At 70.1% G+C, this 19790-nt stretch carries 15 protein-coding genes and 1 pseudogene; 7 read left to right on the top strand and 9 right to left on the bottom strand.

Features of this window, described 5'->3' with window-relative positions; all coding sequences use genetic code 11:
* Positions 1-284 precede the first annotated feature (284 nt).
* The 3 genes from JAO81_RS15195 to JAO81_RS15185 all read left to right on the top strand — a co-directional run bounded on the left by JAO81_RS15195 (position 285) and on the right by JAO81_RS15185 (position 3455).
* Positions 285-1838, top strand: a complete 1554-nt coding sequence (locus JAO81_RS15195) for an MFS transporter (protein ID WP_199548379.1) — start codon at positions 285-287, stop codon at positions 1836-1838.
* A 10-nt stretch (positions 1839-1848) separates the two neighbouring features.
* Complete coding sequence (locus JAO81_RS15190) at positions 1849-2526, top strand: TetR/AcrR family transcriptional regulator (RefSeq protein WP_199548378.1); 678 nt, start codon at positions 1849-1851, stop codon at positions 2524-2526.
* An 83-nt stretch (positions 2527-2609) separates the two neighbouring features.
* Complete coding sequence (locus JAO81_RS15185; protein WP_199548377.1) at positions 2610-3455, top strand: Mut7-C RNAse domain-containing protein; 846 nt, start codon at positions 2610-2612, stop codon at positions 3453-3455.
* Positions 3456-3512: 57 nt separating this feature from the next.
* Here JAO81_RS15185 and JAO81_RS15180 read toward each other — a convergent pair whose 3' ends face one another.
* The 6 genes from JAO81_RS15180 to JAO81_RS15155 all read right to left on the bottom strand — a co-directional run bounded on the left by JAO81_RS15180 (position 3513) and on the right by JAO81_RS15155 (position 13191).
* Positions 3513-5933, bottom strand: a complete 2421-nt coding sequence (locus JAO81_RS15180; RefSeq protein WP_307813381.1) for a galactose oxidase-like domain-containing protein — start codon at positions 5931-5933, stop codon at positions 3513-3515.
* The gene (locus JAO81_RS15175; RefSeq protein WP_199548376.1) at positions 5930-7099 is read right to left on the bottom strand and encodes a glycosyltransferase family 2 protein; all 1170 of its coding nucleotides are present in this window, start codon (positions 7097-7099) and stop codon (positions 5930-5932) included. The genes JAO81_RS15180 and JAO81_RS15175 overlap by 4 nt, the downstream gene beginning before the upstream one ends.
* On the bottom strand, positions 7096-8784 hold the full coding sequence (locus tag JAO81_RS15170) for a glycosyltransferase family 39 protein (RefSeq protein WP_199548375.1): 1689 nt from the start codon (positions 8782-8784) through the stop codon (positions 7096-7098). The genes JAO81_RS15175 and JAO81_RS15170 overlap by 4 nt, the downstream gene beginning before the upstream one ends.
* Positions 8781-10001, bottom strand: a complete 1221-nt coding sequence (locus JAO81_RS15165; RefSeq protein WP_374194296.1) for a glycosyltransferase — start codon at positions 9999-10001, stop codon at positions 8781-8783. Before JAO81_RS15165 ends, JAO81_RS15170 begins: the two co-directional genes overlap by 4 nt.
* Positions 10002-10222: 221 nt before the next feature.
* The gene (locus JAO81_RS15160; RefSeq protein ID WP_199548373.1) at positions 10223-12250 is read right to left on the bottom strand and encodes a thioredoxin domain-containing protein; all 2028 of its coding nucleotides are present in this window, start codon (positions 12248-12250) and stop codon (positions 10223-10225) included.
* Between the two features lie 35 nt (positions 12251-12285).
* Positions 12286-13191 (bottom strand): NAD(P)H-binding protein, encoded by a 906-nt coding sequence (locus tag JAO81_RS15155; protein WP_199548372.1) that lies wholly within the window; start codon positions 13189-13191, stop codon positions 12286-12288.
* Positions 13192-13324: 133 nt separating this feature from the next.
* Here JAO81_RS15155 and JAO81_RS15150 point away from each other — a divergent pair, with 133 nt between their 5' ends.
* Positions 13325-13717, top strand: a complete 393-nt coding sequence (locus tag JAO81_RS15150; protein ID WP_199548371.1) for a helix-turn-helix domain-containing protein — start codon at positions 13325-13327, stop codon at positions 13715-13717.
* A 166-nt stretch (positions 13718-13883) separates the two neighbouring features.
* The gene (locus JAO81_RS15145; RefSeq protein ID WP_199548370.1) at positions 13884-17078 is read left to right on the top strand and encodes a tetratricopeptide repeat protein; all 3195 of its coding nucleotides are present in this window, start codon (positions 13884-13886) and stop codon (positions 17076-17078) included.
* A gap of 80 nt (positions 17079-17158) precedes the next feature.
* On the opposite strand, the gene JAO81_RS15140 is transcribed toward JAO81_RS15145, so the two are convergent.
* From JAO81_RS15140 to JAO81_RS43965, 3 genes and pseudogenes are all read right to left on the bottom strand, one after another.
* On the bottom strand, positions 17159-17383 hold the full coding sequence (locus JAO81_RS15140; protein ID WP_199548369.1) for a hypothetical protein: 225 nt from the start codon (positions 17381-17383) through the stop codon (positions 17159-17161).
* Positions 17376-18257: a mycothiol conjugate amidase Mca gene (gene mca, locus JAO81_RS15135; protein WP_199548368.1), complete on the bottom strand. Its 882-nt coding sequence runs from the start codon at positions 18255-18257 to the stop codon at positions 17376-17378. The genes JAO81_RS15140 and mca overlap by 8 nt, the downstream gene beginning before the upstream one ends.
* A gap of 20 nt (positions 18258-18277) precedes the next feature.
* Positions 18278-18502 (bottom strand): annotated as a pseudogene (locus JAO81_RS43965) (RNA-guided endonuclease TnpB family protein); the annotation flags it as partial.
* Positions 18503-18724: 222 nt separating this feature from the next.
* Between JAO81_RS43965 and JAO81_RS15130 the strand changes: the two are divergent.
* Both JAO81_RS15130 and greA read left to right on the top strand, forming a co-directional pair.
* A complete protein-coding gene (locus JAO81_RS15130; RefSeq protein ID WP_199548367.1) occupies positions 18725-19129 on the top strand; it encodes a DUF4307 domain-containing protein in 405 nt (134 codons plus the stop codon).
* 140 nt (positions 19130-19269) lie between these two features.
* Positions 19270-19767, top strand: coding sequence for a transcription elongation factor GreA (gene greA / locus JAO81_RS15125; RefSeq protein ID WP_165336577.1), 498 nt, complete (start codon positions 19270-19272; stop codon positions 19765-19767).
* The last annotated feature ends 23 nt before the right edge of the window (positions 19768-19790 follow it).

Raw genomic sequence — 19790 nt, 5'->3', positions numbered from 1 at the left:
CGCCCCACCGCCGGGGGGGGGCGCCGGGGAGGGGGCCCACACCCACTTGCCATGTCAGGACGCTCACACCGGCGACGACCACTCCCACGACGGCCCATACGCCGACGGCCACGAGACCGACCACACTGAGCGCCGCGACGGTCCAGGCGAGTCTGTCCACGCGCATCCGCAACCCCCTCCACCCCGACGGCCCGCCCCGGTCACGAACCGTGAGATTCCGTGTACCCAGAGGCCTTGAGGAAAAACTTGACAGTGACTCTCACTTGAGAGCTACTCTCAATTTCATGACGCAGACTCCGCGCACGACCCGGAGCACCGCCGCGCACCCCGACCTCGACCCCCGCCGCTGGTGGGCGCTCGGGGCGATGGTCGCGAGCATGCTGGTGCTCGGCTTCGACATGACGATTCTGAACGTGGCGCTGCCGACGATGGCGGAACACCTGGGCGCCACCACCGGCCAGCAGCAGTGGATGGCCGACGCCTACATCGTGGTCTTCGCCGCCCTGATGCTCCCCGCGGGCCTGCTCGGCGACCGGTTCGGACGGCGCTCGATGCTGATCACCGGGCTCGGGATCTTCCTCGTGGGCTCGGTGATCGGGACCCTCGCCACGAGTGTCGGGCCGGTGATCGGGGCACGCGCCGTGATGGGGATCGGCGCCGCGCTCGTGATGCCGCTCGCCCTCGCCGTACTGCCGTCGCTGTTCCCCGAGGAGGAACGCGGCAAGGCGGTCGCCCTCGTCACCGCCGCGTCCGCGCTCGGCATGCCGCTCGGGCCGATCATCGGCGGCTGGCTGCTCGACCACTTCTGGTGGGGCTCGGTCTTCCTGATCAATGTGCCGATGGTGGCGATCGGGGTGCTCGCCTGCGCCTTCCTGCTGCCCGAGACCCGCGATCCGTCCTCGCCCCCGGTCGACGCCGTGTCGACCGTGCTGACCGTGGGCGGGCTCGGAGCGCTCACGTACGGGATCATCGAGGCGCCCGTGCGCGGCTGGGGCGATCCGCTGGTGGTGGGCGGGCTCGTCCTGAGCGTGTTCCTGATCGGCGGACTGGTGGCGCGCGGACGGCGGGCGGAGCGTCCGATGCTCGATCTGAAGCTGCTCGGCCACCGGCCGTTCCTGCTCAACACCCTGGTGGCCACCCTGGTCATGTTCATCCTGTCCGGGCTGCTCTTCCTGCTGCCTCCCTATCTGCAGGCGGTGCTCGGCCACGACGCGTTCGGGACCGGGCTGCGGCTGCTTCCGCTGATCGGCGGGCTCGTGGTGGCCGCGAAGGCCAGCCAGCCGCTCGTCGAGCGGCTCGGGGCACGGGCCGTGATCTGCACGGGACTTGTGGTGGTCACGTTCGCCGCGCTGCTCGGGGCACGCACGACGGTCGAGAGCGGATACGGGTTCACCGCGCTGTGGCTGACCATCGCGGGCGCGGGCTTCGGCTTCGCGATGATGCCGGCCATGACCGCCGCGATCGGCGCGCTGCCCCGGGACCGGGCGGGCAGCGGCTCCGGGCTCCTGATGACCGTACGGCAGGTGGGCGGCGCGATCGGGATCGCCCTGCTCGGCTCGCTGCTCGCGGGGGTGTTCGCCGGACGGCTCGACACGGGACGGCTGCCCGCTGATCTCGCCGACCGCGCCGGTGAGTCGGTGGTGGCCGCGAAGGTCGTCGCACGGCGGCTCGGCGACGAGACGCTCGCCGCTTCGGCCGACGCGGGCTATGTGCACGGCATGGTGGTCGTGCTGCTCGTCTGCGCGGGTGCCGCGCTCGTGACCGCGGCGCTGGCGGCATGGCTGCTGCCCCGGCGGGCCGCGACCGCGGACGTGGCCGAGTCCGTCGTGCATGCCTGAGAATGCCCGTATGGCCGCCCGTACGAAGACCCCCGCAGCGCCCGCCGGTTCGTCCGCCGAACCGTCCGAGGGATTCCTCGCCGAGTTCCTCGGGGCGCGGAACGCCCAGCTCGGGCTGCGCGAGCGCAAGAAGCACGCCACGCGGACCGCGATCCGCAAGGCCACGTACGCGCTGATCGAGCAGCAGGGGTACGACGCGACCACCATCGAGCAGATCGCCCGCGGCGCGGATGTGTCGCCGTCCACGGTCTTCCGGTACTTCGCGACCAAGGAGGACATCGTCCTCACCGACGAGTACGACCCGGTCATGCTCGAGGTGCTGCGGGAGCGGCCCGCCGGTGAACCCCCGCTCTCCTCGCTGCGTTTCCTGCTCACCGAGACGGTCAAGGCGGTGGCCGCGCACGAGCCCGAGGAGCTGAAGCAGCGCAGCCGTCTGATCGTCGAGGTGCCCGCCGTACGGGCCCGTATGACCGAGACGATGGCACAGACCTCCCAGGCGCTCAGCGTCGTACTCGCCGAGCGGACCGGGCGCGAACCCGACGACCTCGACGTGCGCATGTTCACGGCGGCGGTGCTCGGGGCGCTGCGCGAGGCGATGATCTATTGGGGCGAGCGCGAGTTCGAGGAGGAACTCCTGACCGTGGTGCTGCGCGCCTTCGACCTGTTCGAGCGCGGCCTCACGCTCTGACTCCGGCCGTCCGCCGTCCGCTGACCATAGTCCGCCGGGAAAACCCCAGGCCACGAGCGTGTGCGCGGTGGCATCCTGGTCCGGTGAACGGACCTGAGATCACCGTCGACTTCGCGCCCGAACTCGCGCTCTTCCTGCCGCACGAGCGCCGCGGCGCACCCAGCAGGCTGGCCACGGACGGCTCGTCGACCCTCGGCCACGCGGTCGAGTCACTCGGTGTGCCGCTCACCGAGGTGGGGCGGCTGCTGGTGGACGGGCGCGAAGTGGGGACCGGGCACCTTCCGGCCGAGGGCGAGCGGGTGACCGTAACGGCCGTGGAGCGTCCGCAGGTTGTGCCGGGCGCTCCCCTGCGGTTCCTGCTCGACGTCCACCTTGGCACGCTGGCTCGGCGGTTGCGGCTGCTCGGTGTGGATGCGGCGTACGAGTCCACCGACATCGGCGACCCCGCGCTCGCCGCGCAGTCCGCGCGCGAGCAGCGCGTGCTGCTCAGCCGCGACCGGGGGCTGCTGCGGCGGCGTGAGCTGTGGGCGGGCGCGTACATGTACAGCGACCGCCCCGACGACCAACTCCGGGACGTACTCGAACGGTTCGAGCCCGAGCTCGCCCCCTGGACCCGCTGCACCGCCTGCAACGGCCGGCTCACTCCGGCGACGAAGGCCGAGGTGGCCCACCTGATCGAGGCCGGTACGCGCCGTACACACGATGTCTTCGCCCAGTGCGCGGCGTGCGAGCGCGTCTACTGGCGCGGCGCCCACCACGACAAGCTGGAGGCGATCGTGGCGCAGGCGCAGGCGCAGGCCACCGCTGGAGAAGAGGGCGGCGGCCCACCGTCCAACGACGTGATCGCTGCGATCGGCGAGCGCGTCACGGCTCAGCAGTCACCGGACGAGGTGACCGCCGACATCGAGGCGGCCAGACGGCGCCGGTAAGCGAGGGCGGCCGGGAAGTGAACTCCCGGCCGCCCTCGGCCCAGTCATGCCGCAGCGTCAGCCCTTCCTGCGGACGTCCGCCTTCCCGCAAGCCAACCCGTCCCCGTTACGGTCCAGGTTCAGCGGGTCGTCGCCGTGGACCTTCAGGCGGCCGTAGTCGTGGTCCTTCAGCCACGCGCAGCGGGCCTTCGTCGTATCCGGCACGTCCGGCGGGAAGTTCGTCGGAACGCAGGTGTTGACCGAGCCGTAGTGGCGGTCGCAGCCGGAGACCGTCGGGCTGACCGGCACCGAGTCGCGCTTCGGCTGCTTCGCCTTCGGGGACTTCGCCAAGTCGTCCGCGAATTCGTGGACATGAGCGGCCGGAGCATCCTTCGCCATCGCCGCCGGGCCGCCCAGGTGGACCCACTCCGCGATCGACGGGACACCGTTCGCGTCCACCGCGAACAGCATGTACCAGCCGGGCGGGGCCATGTTCGGGTTGGAGGTGACGTTCAGGTCGATGTTGTTGCCGTCGACCGTGAGCGGCAGGTCCACGAACCGCTGGTTCGGGTCCGAGGAGTGCGTCACGGCCGCGGGACGGATCAGCTCCGCCTTCGCGATGGGCCGGTCGACCGTGATCCGCTGCGTGTCCCCGTACGTCCACTGCTTGTCGATCAGTGAAGTGATCTTCGGACGGGGGCCCTTGAAGAGGTACGAGGGCGAGTAGATCGACACGTCGTGGTTCCACGAGCCGTTGCCCGGGTTGTCGCCCGTGGTCATGACGCGGCCGTCGGGCAGCAGGAACGCGGACGAGTGGTAGCCGCGCTCCTCCGGGTCCGTGGCGACCTGGTCGAAGGTCTCGGTCTCCGGGTCGAAGATCGAGGTCTCGTAGACCGGGTCCGCGCGGTCGTGCATCGCGCCGCCGGTCTCCAGGACCTTGCCGTCGGGCAGCAGGACCGCCGAGACGTACATCTTGCCCTCGGCGCCCGTCTGTTGGCGCTTGCCCTGACCCTGGTCGACCGTGCCGAGCGGGATGTCCGGGCCCTGCACGTACTGCGGGTTGGGGTTCTTGAGGTCGATGATGTCGACCAGGCGGTTGGCGACCGGGTTCTTCTCGTTGTTGCCGCCGCCCATCGTGATGACCTTCTGGTCCTGGGCGGGCGGGAGAAGGACGGAGGCCGACTCGTCGCGCTCGTCCTTGAGCCTGAGGCCCGGGACGTCCGTGATCGTGTTGGCGTCGTAGTCGTAGACCGAGGCGCCGGTGCCGGGCGTGCCGTTGCCGAAGGTGTGGCTGCCCGAGTAGAAGAGCCGGCCGTCCTGCATGAGGATCATCGCCGGGTACAGGCCCCAGTACGACCAGGTCTGGTTGACCTCGTTGATCGGCAGCCACTTCTGCTGGGCCTGCGAGAACTTCTCGGCCACGACCGCGCCGGTGGAGTCCTCCTTCAGACCGCCGAACGAGATGACGTCACCGTTGCCGAGGACCGTCGCCGAGGGGTACCAGTGCCCCTCGTTCATGTCGTTGGTCTTGATGTACCGCTCGGTGGCGGGATCGAAGATGTACGAGTCCTTGTAGCCCTGGTAGCCGATCGTGCCGTCGGCGCTCGGGAAGCCCTTGGTGCCGCTCATGACCAGGACCTTGCCGTCGGACAGCTGCACATGGCCCGCGCAGAACATGTCCTTGGGCGTCGGGATCTGCTTGTACGTCCCGTTCTTCGGGTCGTACACGGCGGAGGTGAACTTGCCTGCCGCGAACGCCGCTTGATCGTTGCCGGAGCCGGCTATCAGCAGGATCTTGCCGTTGTGCAGCACGACGCTGTGCATCGAGCGGACCGGGTTGGGGGTCGCGAGGACCTGCCACTTGCCGTCCTTGCACTCGGTCGCGGTGCCGGTGCAGACCGGGTCCGGGGTGGGCGGCGCCACCTCTTCCATCACGTAGTCGTCGGTGGTCACCGAGCCCGTGCCGTAGACGCTGACGCCCCAGGCGATCTGGTCGGTGCCGGCCGGGACGGCGGGCGTACGGACCTCGGTCCTCGCGTAAGCGGCCTGTACGGGAAGGGTCTTGAGGTCCGTCCAGTACTGCCAGCCGGCCGTGGTGTCGTGCCGGAAGAGCGTGATCGAGGCGTCCGGGGTCGTCGACTTGTACCAGAGGCTCAGGTCGTACTGCTTGTCCGGTGTCACCTTGGGGGCACAGGTGGCGTTCTCGGTGATCAGGGCCTTGCGGTCGCCCTCGACCCGGCGGGTGATCTCGACCTTCATCGCCTTCGTGCCGCTGTGGGCGTCCGGTGTGGTGGTGAAGGTGAAATCGTTGTCGCCCCAGCCGGACTTGGACCAGCAGGCGGGCATGTCACCGCTGCCGGCCGTCTCGAAGCCCGGGTTCTGGATCAGGTTCGGGGCGGCGGTGGCCTGTTGCTGCGGTATCGCGAGCAGGAGCGCCGCGGTCAGGGCTCCCACCCCGGCGAGGGCCGTGCCCCGCCTGGGCAGTCTCGGTCGTCTCACTGTGTCCCCCTCGGTGCGGCTCGGTTCTTACGCGTGTAGACCAACGCCTCCGTCCCGGCGTAGCGCAGGACGAACGTCAGGATCAGGGCGGTCGCCGTGGCCGGCAGGACGGACATCCCCCAGCTGCCGACCAGGAGCGCGATCAGCGGTATGCGCAGGACCAGGTCCGCGTTGGCGAGGACCGCATAGCGGCCGATGCGGTCGTGCAGGCGGCGGTGGCGGCGGGTGCGGAAGAGAAGGACCTCGATCAGGAGGAAGTTCCAGGCCACACCGAACTGGTTCGCCACGATCTCGGCCGGCAGATAGTGCATCCCGGCCGCCGTGAGCCCGTACAGGGCCAGCAGGTTGGGCACGAAACCCGTCAGGCCGATCAGGCCGAACGCGATCATCCGCCACAGCGGCTTGGAGGTGCGCAGCTCCACGAGGTGGCGCAGGAAGCGCAGGCCTTCGCGGGCCGTCGACTTGGACTCGCCCGCGAAGCGGTCCTGGAAGACGAACGGGACCTCGCGGACGCTGCGCGGACCGCAGCGGACCGCGAGCTCCATCAGGATCTTGTAGCCGAGCGGGCGCAGATCCTCCGCCGCGACCGCCGCGCGGCGGATCGCGAAGAAGCCGCTCATCGGGTCGCTGATACCGCGCAGGGCGCGCGGGAACAGGCCCTTGGTGAGCCAGGTCGAGGCGCGGGAGACCGCGACACGATAGCCGCCGGCCAGACCGGCGCGGCTGCCGCCCTTCGTATAGCGGCTGGCCACGACCAGATCGGCGCCGGAGGCCTCGCCCGTGGCGATCAACTCCGGTACGAGGGACGGCGGATGCTGCAGATCCGCGTCCATCACCACGACCCAGTCCGAGGCCGCCGCCTTGATGCCCTCGACCACGGCGCCGCCGAGACCGCCCGTGGGCACCTCGCGGTGGATCACCGAGACCGGGAACGGGCAGTCCTGGGCGGCCTTGGCCACCTGCTCGGGGGTGTCGTCCGTGGAGTCGTCCACGAAGATCACTTCGCAGGGGACGCGGGACGGCACGGACTCGGTGATGCGGCGCAGCAGCTCCCGTACGTTCCCGGACTCGTTGAAGCTCGGGATGATCACGGTGACGGCGCCGGGTTCCGGCACCGTGGTCAGTTCCCCGAGGGAGTCCTCGGCCGGTGTCTCGTAGACGCTCATCGCTTCCCCCCGCTGCCCGCCGCGATCTGGCGGATCTCGACCCGGTCCTCGCCCGTGCCGAACACCGCGACCGCCTCGGAGTGTTCGAGGGCGGCCTTGACGTTCGGCAGATCCACCGCGTCGCGCCGTACCGTCGGCGAGGCCACGATGTAGTCGACGTCGCGCCAGCCGCCGGGCATGGTCTTGGAGACGGCGGGGTCGAGGTCGGCCTTGTAGAACCAGATCGCGCCGAGACCGGGCTCATAGCCGGCGTGCACGAGGTCGAGCCACATCGCGTCGTCCACCAGGACGCGCTTGTCACCGCGGTCGGAGACCTGGGTGGCCATCCACGAAGCGGCCGCGCGGTAGGGGCCGTTGGCGTCCTGGGTCATGGCGGTGCGGTTGCCGTCGTACCACTTCGGCACGATGTAGGTGAGCGCGGCCAGGGTCAGGACGGCGGCCGTCGCCCAGCGCAGACCGGTCACCGCCCGCGGTTCGTCGACGCGCCGGCGGGAACGGATGAGCACCGCGTGCGAGACGCTCGCCGCCGCGCCCGCGAGCACCAGGGACAGGAAGGGCAGCGCCTGGATGATGTACATCGCCGGCAGATAGCCGGACGGGCGCATCGAGACCAGCGCGAGGATCGCGACCGCGAGCGCGGGACCGGCGAGCGCACGGGCCGTGACCGACCAGCGCAGGACCGCGAGCAGCAGGAGCGCCGCGGCGACACCGCCGACCGGCAGCACCGTGTCGTAGTACAGCCAGGACTCCAGGACCCCGTTCGAGCCCGAGCCCGCGTCGAAGATGAAGCCCGATCCTGGACGGCTCATCTGGTACGCGATGCCGTCCCACAGCGAGACATGGCCCGCGCCGGGGAACAACTCGCCCTTGAGCAGGGCGTACAGGGGGTAGCCGAAGCCGATCAGCGCGCAGGCGGTGATCGCTCCGGTGACCGCGAACTTACGGGTGTCGCGGTGGCTGTGCCGCCACATGGTGAGCAGCACTGCGGGCAGGATGACGAGCATCGTCTCCTTGGTGAGCACGCCCACCGCCGCGGCCATGCCCGCGCCGAAGTGGTGCCACAGGTGCCGCGAGGGCGAGGCCGCCAGGCAGAAGGCGAGCAGCATCCACATCACGGCGATGTTGTCGAGGAAGATCTCGCGCTGCAGGACCACCGACAGCGGGGAGAGCCCGAACAGCACCATCGCGAGACCGGCCGCCCAGCGCGGCAGCCAGAGCCGGCGCGCCAGTATGTAGAGCAGCACCGCGCTGACCGCGCTGACGAGCAGCATGGCCAGCCGCATGCTGCCGACCGTCATCGCGTCCGGGGCGACCAGCGAGGGTATGTAGGTCAGGCCCGCTATCTGGATCCAGCCGAGCGGCGGATGGTCGTACCAGTACGTGTAGTGCGCGAGGCCCTTGCCCTCCTGGACGGCCCAGGCCTGGGCGAGGTAGGTGCCCTCGTCGTCGCTGAGGTTCGGGTAGCCGGCGATGTTCCAGCCCTGGACGACGAGGATCGCGGCGAGCAGCAGCGTGCACAGGATGAGGTCGGCAGGCGAGCTGCGGAAACGGACGACCGGACGGACCGTCACCCACCGCTTGTCGTGCTTGACGGGCTTCTTCGGGGCGCTTTCGGGCGCACGGGACTGTTGGGCGGGGAGCTCGACTGTCGTCGTCGCGTCCGCCGCCGGAAGCGTGGAGGTCACGCGCGGATCTCCTCAGGGCTCAGATGTGCGCCGACGTGGCTGGTCAGCTCCCACTCGTTGTTGCCGCGGCTCTCGCGCCACACTGCGCGGATCGCGGCGAAGGCGAGCAGCACCTGGTAGAAGGGCCCGCCGAGGATGAGCTTGATGTAGTGGATCAGCCTGATCTTGAGGGCGTACTGCTTGCCGAAGTCATGCAGTCCGACCACCTCGAAGACGAAGGTGACGAACGCCGTGATCAGCGGCAGGAAGGTGATGAAGGCGACCCCGACGGGCACGTCGAGGAAGAGGGCGACCGCCACGTTGAGCGGAATGATCAGCCCGGTGAAGGCCTGCAGGAACGGCGTCATCAGCGTGTAGCGGGCCAGCAACCGCTGCCCGAACGTGGGCAGTTGCTTCCAGTCCTTCTTGCGGTAGACCTGCAGGAAGCCCTGGTTCCAGCGGGTGCGCTGCTTGAGCAGCGAGACCAGCGTGCCGGGGGTCTCCTCGCGGGTGACCATGTCGGAGTCGTACGCGACGACGACCTTCTTGCCGATGCTCGAAAGCCGCACGCCCAGATCGCAGTCCTCGGCCAGGCAGTTCTGGTCCCAGCCGCCGGCGTCGCGCAGGACGTCCGTACGGACGAAGACGGTGTTGCCGCCGAGCGGGATGAACCCCTTCTGCGCGTGCAGATGCAGCCGCGAGCGGAACCAGAAGAAGTACTCCAGGCAGTTGCGCAGGCTGTACCAGCTGGAGTGGAAGTTGATCAGCTGCACCCCGCCCTGCACCACATCGGCGCCGGTCGAGCGGAACGCGTGGTCGACGTGGGCAAGCAGCTCCGGATGCACCTGGTCCTCGGCGTCGAAGACACCGACGACATCGCCGCGGCAGTGCGGCAGCGCGGTATTGAGCGCTTTCGGCTTGTTCTTGACCTCATGGGTGTCGGTGATGACCCGAACCCTTCGGTCCCGTCGGGCCGCGTCGTCGGCGACCGCGGCGGTCTCCGGATCGTCATGCCCGACGATCACGACAATCTCGAACGCGGCATGACTCGACTCGAGCAGCCGCTGAATCGTGTGATCCAGAACGGCCTGCTCGTGCCGCGCGGGCAGCAACAGCGAGAACGCGAGTCCGTCGTTCCCGTGCGGCCGCTCGAACCGAGTGGCGGCGAGCGTTTCCGGCGTACGCCAGGCATGCATCTGCCACCACAAGGTGAAAGCGGCCATCCAGAACAGCGCCATCGAGACAGCACTGATCACAACAGTGGACAGCAAGAGTCCCCCCAGACCCCACAGTGGGAACGACTCCCCGTCGTCCCACACCCCCAGGCAACGGCCGACGGCCGCACCATTCCCCCAAGCTACGTGGAGAGAATACGGGGGGATTGTGAAGGCCAGCAGCTCTTACAAGCAAATCCCTTGTTTCATCTCAGCCCCCAAGATGTACGACCCATCACATCTCTTTACGGTTGTACGAGCTTTTCGGACAGTTCCTGAACGCCGGTGACCGGGGCGTCACAGGTGAAGTTTCTGCACACATACGCAGCCGGCGCGCCGTTCACCAGCGGACGTCCGGCCAGCAACGGCAGTTCCTGCTCATCTCCGTGAGCCACGACGGCACCAGGGGCGGTGCTCAAAAGCGCGGCACGCACCAGCGCGCGCGTGTCCGGATCGTTACGATCCCCGACCACCGCGATCTCCCTCGGCCCGTCGAGCAGAGCCTCGGCGACGGCGAGCCCGTGCCCGATGAACCGCGGCGCCTTCGGACCCAGCGCCTGCACGATCCCCAACGCCCGCTCGGCGGCGGTGCGATGAGGCTCGGCGCCCGTGTGGGCGGCATACGTGAGCAGCGCGCCCGCCGCGGCACACCACCCGCTCGGGGTGGCGTTGTCCGTCGGATCCTGCGGCCGCCGGATCAGCTGCTCGGCGTCGTGCGCGGTGTCGTACAGCGCACCGTCCTCATCCGCGAACTGGTCGAGCACGATGTCGAGCAGAAACCCGGCGAACTCCAGCCAGACCCCCTCCCCCGTCACCGACGCAAGCGCGAGGAAACCCTCGGCGACATCCGCGTAGTCCTCGAGCACCCCGCTGTTCGCGCCCCGCCGGCCGTCCTTCGAGGTGCGCGCGAGCCGGGCGTCGGGGCCCATGTGCAGCCGTACGAGAAGATCCCCCGCGGCCAGCGCGGCGTTCACCAGGTCCGGCCGGTCGAAGTACGCGCCGGTCTCGGCGAGCGCGGCGATCGCGAGCCCGTTCCAGGCCGCCACCACCTTGTCGTCCCGGCCGGGCTCGGGCCGCCGCGCCCGCGCCTCGAACAGCCGCCGCCGGATGGAGAGAAGCTTCTCCGACTCCACCAGAGCGTCGCCCTGCGGGAGTTGAAGCACCGAGGCACCCTCCTCGAAGGTCCCCTCCTCGGTCACCCCGTAGTGCACCGCGGCCAGTCCGCCGTCCTCCTCCCCGAGCACCTCGACGAGCTGCTGCGGAGTCCATACGTAGAAGGCGCCCTCCACATGCTTCCCGGAGACCGGATCCTCCGAGTCCGCGTCGAGGGCGGAGGCGAACCCGCCCTCGTTGGTGCGCAGTTCGCGCACCATGAAGTCGGCGGTCTCCAGCGCGACGCGCTTGGCCAACTCACTGCCGGTGGAGCGCCAGAGGTGGGCGTAGGCGCGGCACAGCAGCGCGTTGTCGTACAGCATCTTCTCGAAGTGCGGCACTTCCCACTTCCGGTCCACGCTGTAGCGCGCGAACCCACCCCCGAGCTGGTCGTAGATCCCGCCCCGCGCCATCCGCTCCAACGTGTCCTGCGCCATCTCCAGAGCGCCCACCGCGCCGGTGCGCGCGTGATGCCGCAGCAGGAACTCCACGACCATGGGCGGCGGGAACTTGGGCGCTCCCCCGAACCCGCCGTGCGTGGCGTCGTAATCCCGGGTCAGCCCGAGCAGCGCCTGCTGGAGCTCCTCCTCGCCCGGCAGCTTGGTCGCCCCGTACGCGAGCTCCCGCTGCGACAGATCCCGCGCGATCTTCCGCGCGACCTCGGTGACCTCGTCACGGCGTCCGCTCCACGCCTGCTGTACGCCTTCGAGGACCTGCCGGAAGGAGGGCATGCCGTGCCGCGGCTCGGGCGGGAAGTACGTGCCGAAGTAGAAGGGCTCCTTGTCCGGCGTGAGCCACACCGACATGGGCCAGCCGCCCTGCCCGGTCGCCGCCTGCACGGCCTCCATGTACACGGCATCGACGTCGGGCCGCTCCTCGCGGTCGACCTTGACGTTGACGAAGTGCTCGTTCATGTAGGCGGCGGTGGGCTCGTCCTCGAAGGATTCGTGAGCCATCACATGGCACCAGTGACAGCTCGCGTATCCGACGCTCAGCACGACCGGCACCCCGCGCCGGCGCGCCTCTTCGAAGGCTTCGGGCGACCACGGCCACCAGTCGACGGGGTTGTCGGCGTGCTGGAGGAGGTAGGGGGAGGTCTCTTGGGCCAGTCGATTCGGCATACCGCCATCCTGCCCGACACCGTGGCCCGGGTCCTTCAGCGGAACGCGGTGATGTTGCGGGACGCCCAGTCGGCGAACGTGCGGGCCGGGCGGCCCGTGATGCGTTCGACCGTGGGGCTGACGCGCCGTTCGGCCTCCGTGGGGGTGCCGAGGATGGACAGGGTGGTGTCCGCCACGGGCTCGGGCAGGAAGTGGAGCATCCGGGCCCGGGCCTCGTCGCGGGTCTGCTCGATGAAGCGGACGGGTTCGCCGAGCGCGCGGGCGATCGCCTCGGCCTGGTCGCGCGGGGTGACGCGTTCGGGTCCTGTGAGTTCGTGGACGGCCTCCTCGTGGCCCGGTTCGCGCAGCGCCACGGCGGCGACCTCGGCGATGTCCGCGGGGTCGATCACCGGGAGTCCGGTGTCGGCGAACGGGGCGGCGATCTCGCGGCGGGTGCGGACCGAGTCCGCCCAGGCGAAGGCGTTGGAGGCGAAGCCGCCGGGTCGCAGGATCGTCCAGTCGAGCCCTGACGCGCGTACGGCGTCCTCGATGACACGTGCCGTCCGCCCGTGCGAGGCCGACTCCGGCCGGGTGGCGACGCCTTGGGAGGACAGCAGGACGACGCGCCGCACGCCGGACCGCTTCACGGTGTCGAGCAGGCGTGGCGGGTCGATCAGGAAGGCGCTCGGCCCGCCGCTCTGCAGGAACAGTGCGTCGGCGCCTTCGAGTACGGGCCGCAAGGTCTCCGGGTCGGTCAGATCGGAGGGGAGCGCCCGCACCCCCTCGGGCAGGTGCGCGTCCGCGATACCGCGGGCCGTGGCGGTCAGGTGCCCGCCGGCGGCGGAGAGGATCTCGACGAGGGCCCGGCCGACGTTTCCGGTGGCTCCGGTGACGGCGATGGAGGTGGAGGTTGCGGTGGAGCTGGCGGTGGCGGTGGCGGTGGAGCTGGCGGTGGAGGACATGCGTAACACCCTTTGTTCAGTCGGGGAATTGGCCGAACCCGGTGAGGTCGTTCAGCCGCGGTCGGACGCTAACACCGTGGATATAGTGGGTACCTAGGGGAAAGTGACTATCGACGGGGGATGTGGGGATGCCATGACTGTCGCGGATGAACGCAAGGTCCACCCGGCGGCGGCCGGTACCGATCCCGAACTGGCCTGTCCCATCGGCCCGGTGGTCGACATCGTGTTCAGCCGCTGGACCACGCCGATCCTGTGGACGCTCCACACGCACGGCCGCCAGCGCTTCGTGGAGCTGGAGCGGCGCATCACCCGGATCACGCCCAAGGTGCTCACCCAGCGGCTGCGCCAGCTGGAACGGGACGGGCTCGTCGTGCGCACGTACCACCCGGAAGTGCCGCCGCGCGTCGAGTACGAGATCAGCGCGTTCGGCCGCAGCCTCGGCCCGCTCTTCGCGCAGCTCGCCGAGTGGGCCGCACAGAACCTGGACACAGTGGAGGAAGCCCGGCAGGCCTACGACGACCGCTAGGCCGGCGACCGCCCCGTATGCCGCCCGGCCCGAGCCGCGTATCCCGTGAGCCCCTCGCGAACCCGCGTCATCCACAGGACACTTGGGTACGGCGATCAGCACAGGCTCCGCGAGACGCGCTCTGCGAGAGAGCGCTCCGCGGGATTGTTTGCGAGGGGGACGCGATATGCGGGACGCCCACCGGGCCGAGGCCGAGCGGCTGCTGGCGCGCGCGGTCGAGGAGGAAGTGCGCCGCTCCGGCGGGCGGACCGACGGGAACGTGCTGCTCAACCGGGGGCGTTCGGCGCTCGACGCGATGGCGGCGAGTGCCGCGGAGGAGTACACGGCGTACGCGCAGGCCCTGGACGAGTCGGAGGCCGGGGCGCAGTCCTTCGGGGACCGTTTCGGGAAGGAAGGGACCACCCCGCTCTTCGTGACCGTGGTCGCGGCGGTCGCCGCCGCCGTGGCGGATCTCGCGCTCGGGACAGGGGCGAGCACCGCGCTCGGGGCCGGGGCGGTCGTGGCGGTGGCCGGCGCGGCCGCGACCGTCGGGAAGGTCACGGCGGGGCACTGGCCCGCCGCGCACCAGGCGGCCGGGGCACGGAATCAGCCCGGCGGCCCGGAGCAGCTGCGGCTGCAGTGGCTGACCGCTCTGGAGGTACGGGGGATCCGGCCGTACATCGATCAGCAGCGGGTGGTCGCGGGGCGCGGCACGACCGGCGCCAAGAAGAAGGCGGGTGCGCCGCTGCTGCCGCGGGACAAGAGCCAGGCGGCTCGGCGCCGCAGTGTCCTGGAGTCCTCGTTCGCCCAACTCCCGGAGCCCGACGGGCCGTTCGCGGGGCGGCGGCAGGAGCTCGGACGGATCGCGCAGTGGGTGCACGCCGCACGGGCCTCGACGGAGACCAGACCGACGGTGGTGGTCCTGTACGGGGCGCCGGGCTCCGGGCGGTCGACGCTGGCCGTGCACGCGGCACACGATCTGCGGGACCAGTTCCGCGGGGCGTGCGTGGTCGATCTGCGCGGGGACAGTACGACGGAGCCGCCGCGCACGACCCGCGACGCCCTGCTGCATCTCCTGAACCGGCTCGGTGCGCCGCGCGAGCAGCTGCTCTTCCGTGAACGGTCGTCGCCCGACCAGCAGTTGAGAAGGCTGAGCGAGCTGTACCACCAGCATCTGACGGGGCTGCCGGTCACCGTCGTACTCGATGACGCGAGCGATGCCGAGCAGGTGCGCACCTTGATCCCCGAGCGCTCGGACTCGCTGGTCCTCGTCACGGCCCGCAAGCCGCTGGAGCTGGGCGCGGACACCCCGGCGTGGGTGCATCAGCTGCCGGTCGAGGCCCTCGACGCGGGCGGCTCGGAGGAGCTGCTCAAGTCTGCGGCCGAGGACGCGAGCGGCCCGTACGACTCCCAAGCGTCCGACAGCATCCGGGAGTTGTGCGGCGGACTCCCGCTGGCGCTGCGGATCGCCGGGTCCTCGCTCGGGCCGCGGACGCCGCGCCGGCTGGCCGCGGACCTCGACGCGTACGGTCCGGTGGACGCCGTCGAGCGGGCCCTGTGGCTGCGGTACACCGACCAGGGCGAGCCGGGCCGGCGCCTGCTGCCCCGGCCCGCGCGCGCCGGGCGGGCCTCGCCCGGGGCGGCCGCCGCGGCGTCGCTGCTCGCGACCGACGAGCCGGAGGCGACCCGCCATCTGACGATGCTCGCCCGCGCCGGCCTGATCGACCACGTACGCGGCAGCCGCTACCGGCTGCACGATCTCGTACGGGCCTTCGCGCAGGCCCGTCTGATGGACGAGGAGGAGCCGGCCGAGCGCACGGCCGCGCAGGAGCGGCTGATCGCCAACTACGCCGAGCTCGCCGACTCGGTGATCCGCCTCGTCGACGGCAAGACGTCCACGCGCGCCGGGCAGTTCGGGCCGCACGGGTTCACCTCCCTCGACGCCGCCCTGCGCTGGCTCGACGAGGAATCGTCCTTCATCACGGCGGCGCTGCGGCACGCGGAGGGCGTCGACCAGCAGGCCGTACTGAATCTGCTCGGCGCGCTGTGCGACTACTGCCTGCTGCGCGGTGACCTCTACCGTCTGGGCGAGATCAGCGAGTTGACGGCCGCGGTCGACCAGGGCCTGCTCGGGCGCTCGGTGCAGTGGCGTACGGGTATCGCGGCCCGCCAGCTCGGTGAGCTGGACAAGGCGCGTACGACGCTGGCCTCGGTGGTGGACCTGTACTTCGAGGCGCACCACGAGGCGGGCGCGGCCCGTGCCCTGTGCTCGCTCGGCATCACGCTCCACCACCAGGGCCAGCTCGCGGAGGCGGCGGCGAAGCTGCGCGAGGCCCTCGATCTGCAGGCATCACCCTCGCTCGACGCGGACCGGGCGTGGACGCTGCACGCCCTGGCCGCCGTCGAGCGCGACCGCGCCCAGATCGCGGAGGCGCTCCGCCTCCTGGACCAGGCTCTCGCGCTCCACCAGGCCGGCGAGTCCGTGCACGGGCAGGCCTGGGCCCATTTCCAGCTGGGCCAGGTGTATCTGCGGATGGGGGAAGTGCCGCGTGCGGAGGGCGAGTTGACCACGGCTCTCGATCTGTACGGGCGGACCCGCGACGCGCGCGGCGAGGCCTGGGCGCTCACCCAGCTCGCCCGGGCGCGCCTGGTCGACGGGGACATCTCGGCGGCCGTGGACGGACTGCGGCAGGCCGTGTCGCGGCACCGGGACAACGAGGACGCGCGCGGCCAGGCGTGGACGCTGTACTACCTCGGGCAGGCGCTCGAGGAGCGCGGCGATCTCGATCAGTCGGTACGGGAGCTGGAGCGGGCGCGCACCATGTTCTCGCGGATGCGGGACGTCTACGGGCTCGCGTGCGCGCGGCACCACTCGGGCCGTGTGACCCGTGACCAGGGCGCGGCGCGCACGGGGTCGCTGCGCAACTCCGGCTTCGCCCGTCAGCTGCTCGCCGACGCCCGCGCGGACTTCCACCGGATCGGGGTGGCGCACGGGGAGGCCTGGACGTGCCTGGAGCTCGCGGTGGTCGACGCGGGCAACAACCGTTCGGCCCAGGCCCTCGAGCTCTGCGACACGGCCGGCTCGCTCTTCGCCTCGTACGGCGACCGGCGCGGCGAGGACTGGGCCCGCTTCCTGCGCTGCACCCTCCTGCCGTACGCGTCACCGGGCGGCTCGGAGGTCGGCGCGGCGGTGGCCCACGAGGAGGTGCTCCAGCTGACGGGGGCCGACCATCCGACACGGGACGGGAAACTGGGCGAGTACCTGTCGGCGTACGCCCTGATGCTGGAGCGCGATATCGACCTGGAGGCGGGCTGGCAGGCCTGGCGCCTGGGCATGATCCCCAGCCGCCACGCGCGCGAGGTCATGGGCGTGACCGCTTGAGCGACAGGGGGACCTTCCGTCCGGCGTGATGCCCGTTTCGTACGGGAATCGGCCAGACAGAAGGCCCCCCTTTCGTTCGGCTATGCCTTGGGGGCTTCGCCCTCGGCGGGGGCGGTTTTCGGGTCCGGGGATTCGTCGAAGGAGACCCGGCCCATGTGTCGGTTCATCGACTTCATCAGGAACCAGACGCCCACCGCGAGGGCGGCGAAGACGATGAAGCCCAGGACACCCGGGGTCACCTTGTCCTCGTCCAGCTCCTTCGCGAGCAGGACCGCTTGTGCCAGATTCGCGCTCATGTCAGGCATTGTCGCGTACGCCCGCGAAGAGGTCGGACTCGGGGAGCGAAACGTCGACGAGCGACTTGGCGAGCTCGTACTCCTCCGTGGGCCAGACCTCCTTCTGGATCTCCATCGGCACGCGGAACCAGCCGCCGTCGGGGTCGATCTGCGTGGCGTGCGCGATCAGCGCCTTGTCACGGATCTCGTAGAAGTCCGCGCACGGGACGTGGGTGGTCAGCGTGCGTTCGGCGCGCTCGAATTCCTTCCAGCGCTCCAGCCACTCGCCGTACGGGGACTCCATGCCGCGGGCCAGGAGCGCCTCGTGCAGGGCGATCGTGCGCGGCTTGTTGAAGCCCTGGTTGTAATAGAGCTTCAGCGGCTGGTACGCGTCGCCGTACTCGGACTCCGGGTACTTCTCGGTGTCCGCCGCGCCCTCGAACGCCACCATCGTGATCTTGTGGGTCATGATGTGGTCGGGGTGCGGATAGCCGCCGTTCTCGTCGTACGTGGTGATGACCTGCGGGCGGAACGCGCGGATCTTGCGGACCAGTTCGCCGGCCGCCTTGTCCACGTCCTCCAGGGCGAAGCAGCCGTCGGGGAGGGGAGGCAGCGGGTCGCCCTCCGGCAGGCCGGAGTCGACAAAGCCGAGCCACTCCTGCTTCACGCCGAGGATCTCGCGCGCCTCGTCCATCTCCTTGCGGCGCACCTCGTGGATGTTCGCCTCGATGTACGCGTCGCCCTGGAGCTTCGGGTTGAGGACGGAGCCACGCTCGCCGCCCGTGCAGGTCACCACAAGGACGTCCACCCCCTCGGACACGTACTTGGCCATGGTGGCCGCGCCCTTGCTCGACTCGTCGTCGGGGTGGGCGTGCACGGCCATCAGTCGCAGCTGCTCAGTCAAGGCGGGTCCTCGGTCATCAGTCACATTGGGCGGCTTCTATATTGACATCCTCCCCTCCCCGCAGCCGGAGGGGATTTCTGGCTCAGGCCGCCTGCGGGAGCGGAGTTCTTGTCTCTGGGCGAGACGGCTCCCATGGTGGTGTGCGCGGGGTGCACGAGCCGCACATCGCGCCCGTGCTTTCGGCCCGTCTCGACCAACGCTGTCTTCGTCGCTCCGATTCCCGCGTCGGCGGCTTTGCGGGCCATCCGGTCATACCGCGACAACTCGGCCTTCCTTGACGCCCCAGTCCACCCCGACCACCGGCCCGTCTCGGGGAGTGGCTGCACCTCGGCCGCGACGACGAAGGACTGGGCGGAGGCGATGCGTCCGCGACGTGAAGGCCAGGGCATACTCGAAGTCGCACAGGACGGAAACCGGCGCGGGATGATTCCCCTGCCCCCGCAAGAGCTTTTGCCGAGAGGACGATCATGAGCGCGGCACCGCAGACGCTCCCCGAGGCCCGTTACGGGGCCTCGTCGGACGAGCGCGCCGATCGCAAGCTCAAGGTCATCGGCGCGGTGCTCGGGGTGCTGCTCCTCGGGATCATCGGCTGGTTCGGTTACGACTACATCTCCGGCAAGAACGCCTTCAGCGGCGAGCTGATCGCCTCCAAGGTGGTCTCCGCGAGCGAGGTCGAGGTCCGGCTCGACATCCGCAAGGACGCCGCAACGGACGGGGTCTGCACGGTGCGGGCGCTGGCCGAGAGCGGCGCCGAGGTCGGCCGTAAGGACGTCGTCTTCGAACAGCGGGCCGAGCAGGTCAACAAGGTTTTCACCGTACGGACGACCGAAAAAGCGACCGCCGCCGAGCTGCTCTCCTGCACCCAGCGCTGACCTGCGCTAACGCAGATCTCCGCGTTACGTCCTCCCCCTTTTCCGCCTGAATTGTTAGGCTCGTGGTTTCGCCCACCCGAGAAGGAACATTCTTCGGGTAGGGCGATGCTTTGTATTCCCAGTACCTACGAGGAGCACCTGTGACCCAGACCAGCGACAACGTCACCTGGCTGACCCAGGAGGCGTACGACAAGCTCAAGGAAGAGCTGGAGTACCTGTCGGGTCCCGCGCGCGCGCTGATCGTTGCGAAGATCGAGGAAGCTCGCCAGGAGGGCGACCTCAAGGAGAACGCCGGCTATCACGCCGCGCGCGAGGACCAGGGCAAGCAGGAGCTGCGCGTGCGCCAGCTCACGCAGCTCCTCGAGCGCGCGAAGGTCGGCGAACCGCCGGCGGACAACGGTGTGGTCGGCCCCGGCATGGTCGTGACGATCGCCTTCGACGGCGACGAGGACGACACCATGACGTTCCTGCTCGCCTCGCGTGAGTACATCTCCGACGACATCGACACGTACTCGCCGCAGTCCCCGCTCGGCTCCGGCGTGAACGGCAAGAAGCTCGGTGAGGACGCGCAGTACGAGCTCCCCAACGGCAAGATGGCCACGGTGAAGATCCTTGAGGTCAAGCCGCACCAGGGATGAGCAGTCCGCCCTCGCGCGCACGA

Origin of the sequence: Streptomyces sp. N35 (assembly GCF_016464295.1) — a bacterium.
GTDB lineage: Bacteria > Actinomycetota > Actinomycetes > Streptomycetales > Streptomycetaceae > Streptomyces.
Note: the sequence above shows the minus strand (reverse complement) of the source record. Positions and strands in the feature narration are given on the sequence as shown.